Consider the following 12,504-nt stretch of genomic DNA (forward strand, 5'->3'; position numbering starts at 1 on the left):
TCCAGTGAACACGCGGCCTCTTGAAACAAAATCTGTAACACGTTCTAATCTGAAGCTATGAGTGACGCGCAGCTCCGCCATTTCCTGCACTCCGGGCATCTCACCGTCGGCGCGCTGCAGCGCCACAAGGACCGGCCGGTGCTGTTCCTCGGCGACACCACGTTGACCGGTGGCGAGCTCGCAGACCGTATCAGCCAGTACATTCAGGCCTTCGAGGCGCTCGGCGCCGGTACCGGTGCGGCGGTCGGGCTGTTGTCGCTGAATCGTCCCGAGGTGCTGATGATCATCGGCGCCGGGCAGACCCAGGGGTTTCGCCGCACCGCACTACACCCTCTCGGCTCGTTGGATGACCACGCCTACGTACTCTCGGACGCCGGAGTCACATCGCTGATCATCGACCCGCAGCCGATGTTCGTCGAGCGGGCGCTGGGATTGTTGGAGAAGGTGCCCTCGCTCAAGCAGGTCCTCACCATCGGGCCGGTCCCGACCGAACTGTCCGACGTGGCGGTGGACCTGGCCGCCGAGGCGGCGAAGTACCCGGCCCGCCCGCTGGTGGCCGCGGACCTGCCGCCCGATCACATCGGCGGTCTGACCTATACCGGCGGCACCACCGGCAAACCCAAGGGCGTCATCGGCACCACGCAGTCGATCACCACCATGACGACGGTGCAACTGGCCGAGTGGGAATGGCCGGAGAACCCGCGCTTCCTGATGTGTACGCCGCTCTCGCATGCCGGCGCGGCGTTCTTCACCCCCGTCATCGTCAAGGGCGGCGAGCTGATCGTGCTGACCAAGTTCGACCCGGCCGAGGTGCTGCGCATCATCGAGGAACAGAAGATCACCGCGACGATGCTGGTGCCGTCGATGATCTACGCGTTGATGGACCATCCGGACAGCCACACCCGGGACCTGTCCTCGCTGGAGACCGTGTACTACGGCGCCTCGGCGATGAACCCGGTGCGCCTGGCCGAGGCCATCCGCCGGTTCGGGCCGATCTTCGCCCAGTACTACGGGCAGTCCGAGGCACCGATGGTGATCACCTACCTGTCGAAGAAGGATCACGACGAGAAGCGGCTGACCTCGTGTGGCCGACCGACCCTGTTCGCGAAGGTCGCGCTGCTCGGCGAGGACGGCAACCCGGTGCCCCAGGGCGAGGTCGGCGAGATCTGTGTGGCCGGTCCGTTGCTGTCCGGCGGCTACTGGAACCTGCCCGAGGCCACCGCGGAGACGTTCCGCGACGGCTGGATGCACACCGGCGACCTGGCCCGCGAGGACTCCGACGGTTTCTACTTCATCGTCGACCGCACCAAGGACATGATCGTCACCGGTGGCTTCAACGTGTTCCCGCGTGAGGTCGAAGACGTTGTGGCCGAACATCCTTCGGTCGCACAGGTGTGCGTGATCGGCACCCCGGACGAGAAGTGGGGCGAGGCGGTGACGGCCGTGGTGGTGCTGCGCCCCGACGCCCCGACCGACGCCGCCGCGATCGACACCATGATCGCGGAGATCCAGGCGTCGGTGAAGGAGCGCAAGGGCTCGGTGCAGGTGCCCAAGCAGGTCGTCGTCGTCGACTCGGTGCCGATCACCGCGCTCGGCAAGCCGGACAAGAAGGCCGTCCGCGCGCAGTTCTGGGAGGGCGCCGCGCGTTCGGTGGGCTGATCCTGCCGGAGCGGGATTGGCGCCGGACAAAGTGGGGTACAGACGCGCTAACCGCTTCGAGATAGGACCATCCGATGAACGACCGCACCGTTGTCGCCGCTCCTCCCGCCCGGTCCGAGGCGCTCAGCACCTGGGCGCTGTTCCTGAGCATGCTCGCGATCATCGGATTCGCGATGAGTGTCGGCACTTTCGGCTTCGAACGCATCGGCCTGACGATCACGGTCGGGCTGCTGTCCCTCGCCAGCTTTGTGGCCAGCATGTTCTTCTTCCGCGCCGAGGCCGAGGACTCCGCCGACGCCTGACCCGCGCCGGTGTGGCCCGCGCTAACGTGACGGAGTGCCCGAGTTACGCGACACCGTCGACGCGGTCTGGCGCATGGAGGCGGCCAAGATCGTCGCCACCCTGACCCGCATCGTCGGCGATATCGGGCTGGCCGAGGATCTGGCCCAGGAGGCCCTGGTCGACGCGCTGACCCAATGGCCGAGCACCGGTGTCCCCCGCAATGCCGGGGCGTGGCTGACCACCGTGGCCAAGCGCAAGGCCATCGACATGTGGCGACGCCAGGACAGCCTGGACACCAAGTACGCGGAATTGGCCCGAAACCTGGAGCAGCACACCGAGGAACTCTGGGATCCCGACCGCATCGACGACGACGTGCTGCGGCTGATCTTCATCGCCGCGCATCCGTCGCTGTCACGGGAGGCGCAGATCGCCCTGACCCTGCGCATCGTCGGCGGGCTGACCGTCGACGAGATCGCCCGCGCTTTCCTGACGTCGAAGGCCACCGTCGCCGCGCGGATCACCCGGGCCAAAAAGGCGCTCGCCGGAGCGGCCTTCGAGGTCCCCGACCGGGCCGACTTCGGGCCACGGCTGTCAGCCGTGCTGTCGGTGATCTACCTGATCTACAACGAGGGCTATTCGGCGTCGGCCGGGCAGCGCTGGGTACGCGACGAATTGTGCAGTGAGGCATTGCGTCTGGGTCGGGTCCTGCAGGCGCTGACCCCGGACGAGCCGGAGGTGCACGCCCTGGTCGCCCTGATGGAGTTCCAGTCTTCCCGGTTCGCCGCCCGCACCGATGCCGACGGTCATCCAATCCTGTTGGAAGATCAGGATCGCACCCGCTGGGACCGGTCCCAGATCCAGCGCGGTGTCCACGCGTTGCGGCGCGCCGCCCGCGCCCGCGAACAGCACGATGTGCGGCGCGGGCCGTACGCACTGCAGGCCGAACTCGCCGAGTGCCACGCGGTGGCCCCGACCGCCGCCGACACGGACTGGACCCGCATCGTCGCTCTCTACGACGCCCTGCTGCAGATCGCGCCGTCACCGGTGGTGGAGCTCAACCGGGCAGTGGCCATCGCGATGGCCGACGGTCCGGCACGGGCGCTGCCCATCGTGGACGGCATCGTCGGCCTGGCGGATTCCTACCTGATCCCCAGCGTGCGCGGTGAACTCCTGGCGCGGTTGGGTCGCGACGCCGAGGCCGCCACCGAGTTCACCGCCGCTGCCGCGCTGACCGCCAACGCGGCCGAGCGCGAGGTGCTGCTGAAAAAGGCCGCGCGCGCCTCCGGGGCGGCACGGTAGACATGAGTGTGTGGTTGACCTGACTCTGCGCACCGTCCGCGACGATGAGGACTACGCCGCCTTCACCGCCGCGCTGTACTCGGTATTCCTGGAAGAGCCGCAACCCGACGAACTCGCGTTGGCCCGCAAGTTCACCGATCTGGACCGGATGTTCGGATTCCACGATGGGACCCGGTGGGCGGCGACCGCCGGCGACTTCCGCAAGGAGGTGTGTCTGCCCGGCGGGGAGCTGGTCCCGGTCGCCGCGGTCACCGTGGTGACCGTATCGCCCGCGCACCGTCGCCGTGGCCTGCTCACCCGGATGATGCGCCATCAGCTGGACACCATCCGGGCTCGCGAGGACGAATCGCTGGCCATGCTGTTCGCCTCCGAGTCGATGATCTACGGCCGGTTCGGGTACGGCATGGCCAGCCAGAACGCCGTGTTGTCGGGGCAGGTTCGCGACCTGGACTTCCGGCCCGAGGTGGAACTGGGGTCCGGCACCGTGGCCGAGACCGATGCCGCGACGCTGATGACGCACGGTCCGGCGATCTTCGACCGGGTTCTGCCCGCGCTGCCCGGACGGATGAGCCGGCCGCGGCCGTGGTGGGACGACGTGATCTACGACAACGAGGCCCGGCGCAGGGACAGTGGCCGGATCCGGTTCGCGCTGCACCATGAGCCCGACGGCAGCCCGACCGGGTACGCCATCTACCGGCCCAAGTCCTCCTGGTCGAGCACCGGACCCAACGCCGAACTACACATCGCGGAGGTACGTGCCACGAATCCCCGTGCCTACGCCCGGCTTTGGCGTTTCCTGCTGGAGATGGACCTGGTGCGCAGCATCACGTTCGACGGTGCGGCGGTCGACGACCCGTTGCGTCAGCTGGTGGCCGACCCGCGGGCACTGCAATGCCGGCTGCAGGACGGGGTATTCGTCCGCTTGGTCGAGGTGGACCGTGCCCTCGCACTGCGCCGGTACGCCTGCCCCGTCGACATCGTGCTGGACGTGCGGGACGAATTCTGCCCGTGGAACGCCGGCGGGTACCGGCTGCGCGCCGACATCGACGGAGCGGAGTGCGAGAAGACCACCACACCAGCGGATCTCACCATCTCGGCGCGCGATCTCGGCGCCATCTATCTGGGCGGGGTCAGTGTGTCGCAACTGGTCACGGCCGGTCTGGTCGCCGAACGCACCCCCGGTTCGGCGCACCGCGCGGCCGCGGCGTTCGGCTGGCCGGTCGCGCCGGCCATCCCCGACCATTTCTAGAGAGGACTCCCCCGTGATCCGCGCTGTGCTCTTCGATTTCTCCGGCACGCTGTTCCGGCTCGAGGAAGACGACAGTTGGTTCGCCGGCATCACCGTGGACGAGCAGGTGGTGGACGGCCACGTGCAGGCCGAGCTGATGCGCCGGGTGACCGCGCCGACCGGCAGCTCGGTACCGATGTCGGAAGAGCAGCAGCACAATTGGGCCAACCGCGACCTGGAGCCGCATCTGCACCGGGAGGCCTATCTGCACGTGTTGCGGGAATCCGGGCTCACCGGCGAGGATGCCGCGGCGCTGTATCCCAAGCTGGTCGACCCCGCGTCCTGGACCCCGTATCCCGATACCGCCGAGACCCTGAACGGCCTGCGCGCCGCCGGTATCAGGACTGCGGTGGTGTCGAACATCGCATTCGATCTGCGCCCCGCACTCGCGGCCGCGGGCGCGCCGGTCGACGAGTACGTGCTGTCCTTCGAAGTCGGTGCGGTGAAACCGGATCCGGCGATCTTCCAGACCGCGCTCACCCGGCTCGGTGTCGACGCCGCGCAGGCACTGATGGTCGGTGACAGCGAGGAGGCCGACGGCGGGGCCCGCGCGGTGGGGTGCGGCTTCGCGCTGGTCGATCCGCTCCCGACGGCGCAACGGCCGGACGGCCTGATCGCGGCCCTGCGGACCCACGGGATTCGCCTCGAGCTAGCCGAATAGCGCCGCCAGCGCCGCCGCCACCGCCCGGTCCCGCAACTCGTCGGTCGGCGCATCGGGAAACTGCAGGCAGCAGTCCTGCAGCCCGCCGAGCGCGATCACCGAACGTACCGACTGATCGAGCGTCGGATCCGGTCCGAAGATCACCCGGCCGAGGCGTTCCCGCCAGGCCAGCATGCTGTCGATCAGACCGAGATTCGCGATGGTGCTGAGCTCGGAAACCACCGTGACCAGGTCGACCCGGTGGGCATGGAAGTAGTCGAAATACTCCCCGAGCAGCTGCGCAGGCGTCAGGTGGCCGGCCTGTTCGCAGCGGGCGACAAAGTCTTCTCCCCCGTCCACCAGCGGCTGGACGATGCTGCGCACCAGGTCTTCTCTGGATGCGAAGTGGTAGTACAGCGCCGGTTTGGTGATGCCGAGCCGGGCGGCGATGTCCTGCAGGCTGGTGCGCTGCACCCCCTTCTCCGCGAACAGCTCGCGGGCGACATCCTGGATCTTCTGCCGGGTGTCCGGTCGGGGCACGCTCACGTACCCAGCCTAACTGACCGATCGTTAAGTAAGCTGATGGCCGACCACTTACCTATCGTTAAGTAAGGAGAATGTCATGCACGTGCTCATCTCGGGGGCCAGCATCGCGGGACCGGTGCTTGGCTACTGGTTGACCCGGCGCGGATTCGAAGTCACCGTGGTCGAACGCGCTCCACACCTGCGCAAGACCGGCGGCCACGCCATCGACCTGTTCGGTCCCGCCATGGACATCGCCGAGCAGATGGGCGTGTCGGACGCGGTTCTGGCGCACGCCACCGGCACCAACCGCATCACCTTCCGCCGCCCGGGCAGGGGCCGGCCGACGCACATCGACTACGGCAAGCTGTCCTCGACGATCTCGGCCCGCCATGTCGAGATCATGCGCGACGACCTGAGCCAGATGTTCTACGACGCCGGCCGCGACGATATCGAGTACCTATTCGGTGACCACCTGACCGCGATCGATCCGGACGGACGGGTCGAGTTCGCCGGCGCCGGGTCGCGGAAGTTCGATCTGGTCATCGGCGCCGACGGATTGCATTCGGGCGTGCGGCAGTTGGTGTTCGGAGAGGACTCCGGGCACACCGAGTTCCTGGGTGCGTACCTGTCGGTGGTGTCGCTGCCCAAATCGTTGGTCACCGCGGGTGAGATGACGGGTTACATCGACATCGACCGGACGGCGATGATCTACACCGCAGACCATCTCGATGACGCCCGGGCGGTGTTCCTGTTCCGGCCGGCGGGACCGTTTCACCATGACCACCGCGATACCGCGGCTCAGCAACGCCAGCTGACCGAACGCTTCGCCGGCATGAGCGCCGAGGTCGACGGCTGGCTCGACGAACTCGGACGCACACCGGCGTTCTACTTCGACGCCATCACCCAGCTCCAGCTCACCAGCTGGTCGCGCGGCCGGGTCACCCTCGTCGGCGACGCCGGATACTGTCCCGGCCCCGCCGTCGGCGGTAGCACCAGCCTCGCGGTGATCGGCGCATACATCCTGGCCGGTGAGCTGGCCGCGGCCGACGGTGACCACACCACGGCGTTTCCCGCCTACGAGAATGTGATGCGGGAGCCGGTGCTGGGCGCCCGCGTGCTCGCCAAGAACGTGGCAAAGAGCATCCTGCCGTCCTCGCCGCTGGGTGTGCGGTCGTTCATCGGCGGCATGCGGTTGGTCTCAGCGCTGCCCCGGCCGCTTACCGACGCGCTGGCCGGACTCAACCGCAAGGGTATTCGGCTCTACGACTCGATCAGGGTGCCGGAGTACGGCTCTGCCTTTTCCACCGGGACGGGCAGTGCCTGACCGACCAGCTATCCGGTGCGTGTGAGGTCCTGCTCAGGCAGACAGATCCTGGCCAGGTCGTCCAGTGCGATGCCGAGCACCGCTGCAAGCGCGGCCACCGTCGTGAAGGCGGGTGTGGCCAGGCGCCCGGTCTCGATCTTGCGCAGCGTCTCCGGGGAGATTCCCGCCGCATGCGCGACCTCGTCGGGGCGGCGCTCGCCCCGGCGCGCCCGCAGGAAGGCGCCGAGCCGCCGGCCGGCGGCGCGTTGCTGCGGAGTCAGGGGCGAGCGGACCATGCACCGAGGATACGTCACGCGGTATGAAAATACCGTCACGTCCGCTACCGTGGTATTTCTATACCGGATCACGGAGAGGAAGCGTGCGGGTGCTGGAACTGAAGACGCCGCGAGAGATCGAGGCCATGCGCACCACCGGGGCGTTCATCGCCGGACTGCTCGACGACCTGCAGGCGCGCGCCGCGGTGGGCGTCAACCTGCTCGACCTCGAATACCGGGCCCGGGCATTGATCGAGGACCGCGGCGCGGTGTCCTGCTACTGGGACTACGCGCCCTCGTTCGGTCGCGGGCCGTTCCGCAACGTCATCTGTCTGTCGGTGAATGACGCAGTGCTGCACGGACTTCCGCACGATTACACGCTTCGCGACGGAGACCTGCTGAGTATGGACATCGCCGTCTCGATCGACGGTTGGGTGGCGGACTCGGCGCGCAGCCTGATCGTCGGCACGCCACGGCCGCAGGATCAACGGGTGATCGAGGCGACCGAGCGTGCGCTGGCCACCGCGATCGCGGCGGCCCTGCCCGGTGGCCGGCTCGGTGACATCTCCGCGGCCATCGGCGCGGTCGCCGACGAGTACGGCTACCCGGTGAACACCGACTTCGGTGGGCACGGGCTCGGCCGCACCATGCATGAGGACCCGCACGTCTCCAATCGGGGACGCGCCGGACGCGGGCTGGTGCTACGCCCGGGATTGACCCTCGCCCTGGAGCCCTGGTTCGCCCAGGGCACCAGCAAGATCGTCTACGACCCCGACGGCTGGACCATCCGGTCCGCCGACGGCTCGCGCACCGCCCATTCCGAACACACCATTGCCGTCACCGACGGCGCACCGCAGGTCCTGACCCGGCCCCTTACAGGTGCGGGGCTTCCTTGATCTTCGCCTCCGGGGTGCCGACCGTCTGACACCAGGTCTGGACCGCCAGCCGGGTGCCGGTGACCTCCAGCTGCGCGGCGTCGGCGCCCTTCTCGTCCTTGAGCATCTTCGAGATCGCTTCGTTCTGTGTCTTCTCGTCCGAGCCGATGAAGTCCTCGCACTTGGTGTCGCCACCGGTGACCGACGGCGAGCACCCGACCAGCACGGCGCCGACCGCCATACCCGCTAGCAACACACTTGCCGACCGCTTCATCGTGCTCTCCTACCTCGTGCGTCCCATACGCATCGTCCCGACCTTTGTACCCCGCAGGGGTGCGATCCAATCATCGGGTGGATCACAGCCGATACAGTCGACTCCGTGAGCACCGACAACCCGTTCGATCCGTCCCTCTGGCAGCCTGTGGCCGGCTTCGAGCTGACCGACATCACCTACCACCGGCACGTCGCTGACGGGGTGCCGCAACCCACCGTCCGGATCGCTTTCGACCGACCCGAGGTGCGCAACGCCTTCCGGCCGCACACCGTAGACGAGCTCTACCGGGTGCTCGACCACGCCCGGATGTCGCCCGACGTCGGCGTCATCCTGCTGACCGGCAACGGCCCGTCGGCCAAGGACGGCGGCTGGGCCTTCTGCTCGGGCGGCGACCAGCGCATCCGGGGACGCACCGGCTACCAGTACGCCGACGGTGAGACGGCTGAGACGGTGGACCCGGCCCGCGCCGGACGACTGCACATCCTCGAGGTGCAGCGGCTCATCCGGTTCATGCCCAAGGTGGTGATCTGCCTGGTCAACGGTTGGGCGGCCGGCGGCGGGCACAGCCTGCACGTGACCTGCGACCTGACCCTGGCCAGCCGCGAACACGCCCGGTTCAAGCAGACCGACGCCGACGTGGGCAGCTTCGACGGCGGCTTCGGCAGTGCCTACCTGGCGCGGCAGACCGGCCAGAAATTCGCCCGCGAGATCTTCTTCCTCGGCCGGTCCTATGACGCGGCGACCATGTACCAGATGGGCGCGGTGAACGAGGTCGTCGACCACGCCGAGCTGGAGAACGCCGGCCTGCAGTGGGCCGCCGAGATCAACGGCAAGTCCCCGCAAGCCATCCGGATGCTGAAGTTCGGTTTCAACCTGATCGACGACGGACTGGTGGGCCAGCAGGTGTATGCCGGTGAGGCAACGCGTTTGGCGTACATGACCGATGAGGCCGTGGAGGGCCGCGACGCCTTCCTGGAAAAGCGTGACCCCGACTGGAGTGGCTTCCCCCGCTACTTCTGAGCAGCGATTCGGCGCGCTCCCCTGCGCGAGACGTCCGTAACGCGCCGAAATCGCACTCTCTAGACTCGGCGGCGTGAGCAAGAACCCACTGCGCCGGCTGACCGACCAGGTGATGCTGACGAGCATGCGGCCGCCGCTGACCGAATACCTGGGCCGCGGCCCCGAGGTCGAACTGCGGGGCAAGCGCATCCTGATCACCGGCGCGTCCTCAGGCATCGGCGCGGCGTCGGCGGTGCGGCTCGCCAAGCTCGGCGCCAGTGTCATCCTGGTCGCCCGGCGGGCCGACCTGCTTGAGGACGTCACCGCCGGGATCCGCGGCGACGGCGGCATCGCCGAGGCGGTGACCGCCGATCTGTCCGATCTCGATGCCGTCGACGCGCTGTCGGCCCGGGTGCTGGAAAGCCACGGCGGCGTCGACATCCTGGTCAACAATGCCGGCCGGTCCATCCGTCGCCCGCTGCTGGAATCGCTGGAGCGTTGGCACGATCTGGAACGCACCATGACGCTGAATTACTATGCGCCGCTGCGGTTGATGCGGGCGCTGGTACCGGGCATGGTCGAACGCGGGGACGGGCACGTCATCAACGTCTCGACCTGGGGCGTGATGAACGAATCCTCACCGCTGTTCGGCGCGTACCAGGCGTCCAAGGCCGCGCTGACCGCGGTGAGCCGGGTCGCCGAGACCGAGTGGTCGGGCAAGGGCGTGCACTCCACGACGCTCTACTACCCGCTGGTGAAGACCCCGATGATCGAGCCGACCAAGGAGTTCGTGGCGATGCCGGGTCTGTCCGCCGAGGAGGCCGCCGAGTGGATGGTCACCGCGGCCCGCACCCGGCCGGTGCGCATCGCACCGCGAATGGCGGTGACCGCCAAGGCCATCGACAGCGTGGCACCCGGCCTGCTGGGCGTCATCATGAAGCGCGGCGTCACCGAGCCGTCCTGATCGCCGTGCCGTCGGCGCTGAAGCTGGCTCGGGACTGGATCGCGCAGCGCGACCCCGAGTACGACGCGCTGCGCCGCGCCATCCGGGCCGCGATCGTCGTTCCCCTCGCGGCGGCCGTCAGCTTCGTGGCCGCCGGCGGCACCCAGGCCCCGATGTTCGCCATCTTCGGTTCGGTGGCCCTGCTGATCGTGGCCGATTTCCCCGGCAACCGGTCGTCGCGTGCCCTGGCCTACGGCGGGCTGGGTTTCAACGGCGCTGTGCTGATCACCGTCGGCACCCTGGTGGCACCGCACCCCTGGCTCGCGGTCGGGTTGATGTTCGTCCTGGGTGTCACGGTGATGTTCAGCGGGGTGCTCAGCGAGACGGTGGCCGCCGGGCAGCGGGCCACCCTGCTGACCTTCGTGCTGCCGGCCTGCACACCGCCGGGGCCCATCGGCGAACGGCTGACGGGGTGGCTGATCGCGCTGGTGGTCTGTGTCCCGGCGGCGCTGTTCCTGCTGCCCCCGCAGCATCACGACGAGTTGCGCATGCACGCAGCAAACGTGTGCCGGGCGCTCACCGACTGTCTGGAGGGCGTCGGGTCCACCAGGGATGTCACCCGGGCGATGAACGCGCTGTGGGCCAACTTCGTCAACGCCGACTTCCGCCCGGTGGCCCTGACCGCGGGCAGCCGCGCACTGGTGCGCGTCGTCGACGACCTCGGCTGGCTGTCCGACCGGATCACCGACCGGACCGGCGCCGCCCTCGGTGATCTGTTGCCGCCCATCGTCGCGGTGTTGCGCAACAGCGCAGCCGTGCTGGACGTCTCCGCTCCGAAGCAGCGGGCCACCCGCAGCGCCGAACTCGACGACGCCCTGGCCGACCTGCGGCTGATCGCCCGGGGCCGGTACCGGGAGGACATCGAACAGATCCTCGGCGTGCCCGACGACGCGACCGCGGTGCAGGTCGGCCGAACCCTGTTGGGGCGCCGCACGTTCTCGGCCACTGTCGGGGTCACCGGACGCATCATCCGCAACGCGGCCCTGGCCGACGCCCGGCCGGTGTGGGCCCGGGTGCTGGGGCGCCGGCTGCCCCGGACCGGTGCCGCGGACTGGGTGATGCCCGAGACCACGGCCGTCGCGCAGATCACCAAGGGCTACCTGGCCACCCGAGCCCTGGTGGTGCGCAACAGCCTGCGCACCGGGCTGGGACTGGCCCTGGCGGTCGCGGTGACACACGCGTTTCCGGTGGAACACGGATTCTGGGTGGTCCTCGGGGCGCTGTCGGTCTTGCGCAGTAGTGCACTCACCACCGGCACCCGGGTGGTGCGCGCGGTGGCGGGCACCGCAATCGGATTCGGGCTGGGCGTCGCGGTGATCGAGTTGGTGGGCGTCGATCCGGTGGTGATGTGGATCCTGCTGCCGGCGGTGGCGTTCGGTTCGGCGTTCGTCCCGGAGGTGGCGTCCTTCATCGCCGGGCAGGCCGCGTTCACGATGATGGTGCTGATCATCTTCAATCTCATCCAGCCGTCGGGTTGGGCGGTGGGTCTGATCCGCGTGGAGGACGTCGTGGTCGGCGCGCTGGTCGGTGTCACGGTGTCGGTGTTGTTGTGGCCCCGCGGCGCATCGGCGCCGGTGTCCCGGGCGGTGGACTCCGCCCGCGCGGCGGGCGCGGCGTTGCTCAAGGCGGCGGTACACCGGGTGATCCGAGGGGCTTCCGAGGCCGCCGACGACCGGGTGTTCTCATTGAGCCGCAGCGCCCTGGAGGCCAGCAGGGTGCTCGATGATGCGGTGCGGCAATATCTTTCGGAGAACAGCCAGGACGACGTGCGGGCACCCATCGTGCGGGCGGCCAACCGGGCGGTGCGTCTGCGGGCGGCCGCCGAGCTGGTGGCCGACGTGGTGCCGCCGCCGCTCGGGGTGTATCCGCGGACCCGCGAACTGCTCGAGCTGCATGCCGACATGGTGTGCGCCGAAGGTGGGGCACGCATCCCGATCAGCGATGACTTCGTGCTCGCGCTGCGCGCCGAGGCCGGCCGCGACGAACTCGCGGTGTCTGCCGCGCTGCCGCTGCTCACCGTGGCCGCGCACCTCGGCGAGCTCGAACTGCTCTATCCGCGCGGCTGAGTCCGCCGAGCGTGCG

Annotated in this window: 13 protein-coding genes; 10 read left to right on the forward strand and 3 right to left on the reverse strand. The window is 68.8% G+C overall.

What is annotated here, in order from left to right:
* The first annotated feature begins 57 nt into the window (after positions 1-57).
* From fadD8 to V4U86_RS23925, 5 genes are all read left to right on the forward strand, one after another.
* Positions 58-1,659, forward strand: a complete 1,602-nt coding sequence (fadD8, locus tag V4U86_RS23905) for a fatty-acid--CoA ligase FadD8 (RefSeq protein ID WP_395308343.1) — start codon at positions 58-60, stop codon at positions 1,657-1,659.
* A 74-nt stretch (positions 1,660-1,733) separates the two neighbouring features.
* Entirely contained in the window at positions 1,734-1,961 is a 228-nt protein-coding gene (locus tag V4U86_RS23910; RefSeq protein WP_395308344.1) for a hypothetical protein, read from the forward strand.
* 73 nt (positions 1,962-2,034) lie between these two features.
* Entirely contained in the window at positions 2,035-3,240 is a 1,206-nt protein-coding gene (locus V4U86_RS23915; protein ID WP_395312188.1) for an RNA polymerase sigma factor, read from the forward strand.
* 10 nt (positions 3,241-3,250) lie between these two features.
* Positions 3,251-4,489 carry a GNAT family N-acetyltransferase gene (locus V4U86_RS23920; protein WP_395308345.1) on the forward strand — a complete coding sequence of 413 codons (1,239 nt, stop codon included), beginning with the start codon at positions 3,251-3,253 and terminating at the stop codon, positions 4,487-4,489.
* 13 nt (positions 4,490-4,502) lie between these two features.
* Positions 4,503-5,189: an HAD family hydrolase gene (locus tag V4U86_RS23925; protein WP_395308346.1), complete on the forward strand. Its 687-nt coding sequence runs from the start codon at positions 4,503-4,505 to the stop codon at positions 5,187-5,189.
* Here V4U86_RS23925 and V4U86_RS23930 read toward each other — a convergent pair.
* Positions 5,178-5,714, reverse strand: coding sequence for a TetR/AcrR family transcriptional regulator (locus tag V4U86_RS23930; RefSeq protein WP_395308347.1), 537 nt, complete (start codon positions 5,712-5,714; stop codon positions 5,178-5,180). The genes V4U86_RS23925 and V4U86_RS23930 overlap by 12 nt on opposite strands.
* Positions 5,715-5,790: 76 nt before the next feature.
* Here V4U86_RS23930 and V4U86_RS23935 point away from each other — a divergent pair, with 76 nt between their 5' ends.
* Positions 5,791-7,017, forward strand: coding sequence for an FAD-dependent monooxygenase (locus tag V4U86_RS23935; RefSeq protein WP_395308348.1), 1,227 nt, complete (start codon positions 5,791-5,793; stop codon positions 7,015-7,017).
* 8 nt (positions 7,018-7,025) lie between these two features.
* Here the strand turns inward: V4U86_RS23935 and V4U86_RS23940 are convergent, their stop codons facing one another.
* Complete coding sequence (locus tag V4U86_RS23940; protein ID WP_395308349.1) at positions 7,026-7,292, reverse strand: helix-turn-helix domain-containing protein; 267 nt, start codon at positions 7,290-7,292, stop codon at positions 7,026-7,028.
* A gap of 89 nt (positions 7,293-7,381) precedes the next feature.
* Between V4U86_RS23940 and map the strand changes: the two genes are divergently transcribed.
* Positions 7,382-8,167 (forward strand): type I methionyl aminopeptidase, encoded by a 786-nt coding sequence (gene map / locus V4U86_RS23945; RefSeq protein WP_395312189.1) that lies wholly within the window; start codon positions 7,382-7,384, stop codon positions 8,165-8,167.
* Here the strand turns inward: map and V4U86_RS23950 are convergent.
* Positions 8,145-8,420, reverse strand: a complete 276-nt coding sequence (locus tag V4U86_RS23950; protein WP_395308350.1) for a hypothetical protein — start codon at positions 8,418-8,420, stop codon at positions 8,145-8,147. The two genes, map and V4U86_RS23950, sit on opposite strands and share 23 nt — an antisense overlap.
* 105 nt (positions 8,421-8,525) lie before the next feature.
* On the opposite strand from V4U86_RS23950, the gene V4U86_RS23955 reads away from it, so the two are divergent.
* The 3 genes from V4U86_RS23955 (at position 8,526) to V4U86_RS23965 (ending at position 12,488) form a co-directional block, all read left to right on the forward strand.
* Positions 8,526-9,440 (forward strand): 1,4-dihydroxy-2-naphthoyl-CoA synthase, encoded by a 915-nt coding sequence (locus V4U86_RS23955; protein WP_395308351.1) that lies wholly within the window; start codon positions 8,526-8,528, stop codon positions 9,438-9,440.
* Positions 9,441-9,513: 73 nt separating this feature from the next.
* Positions 9,514-10,383 (forward strand): SDR family oxidoreductase, encoded by an 870-nt coding sequence (locus tag V4U86_RS23960; protein ID WP_395308352.1) that lies wholly within the window; start codon positions 9,514-9,516, stop codon positions 10,381-10,383.
* Positions 10,384-10,388: 5 nt separating this feature from the next.
* Positions 10,389-12,488 carry an FUSC family protein gene (locus V4U86_RS23965; protein WP_395308353.1) on the forward strand — a complete coding sequence of 700 codons (2,100 nt, stop codon included), beginning with the start codon at positions 10,389-10,391 and terminating at the stop codon, positions 12,486-12,488.
* The last annotated feature ends 16 nt before the right edge of the window (positions 12,489-12,504 follow it).

Origin of the sequence: Mycobacterium sp. AMU20-3851, assembly GCF_043974665.1 — a bacterium.
In the GTDB taxonomy this organism is placed as follows: domain Bacteria; phylum Actinomycetota; class Actinomycetes; order Mycobacteriales; family Mycobacteriaceae; genus Mycobacterium.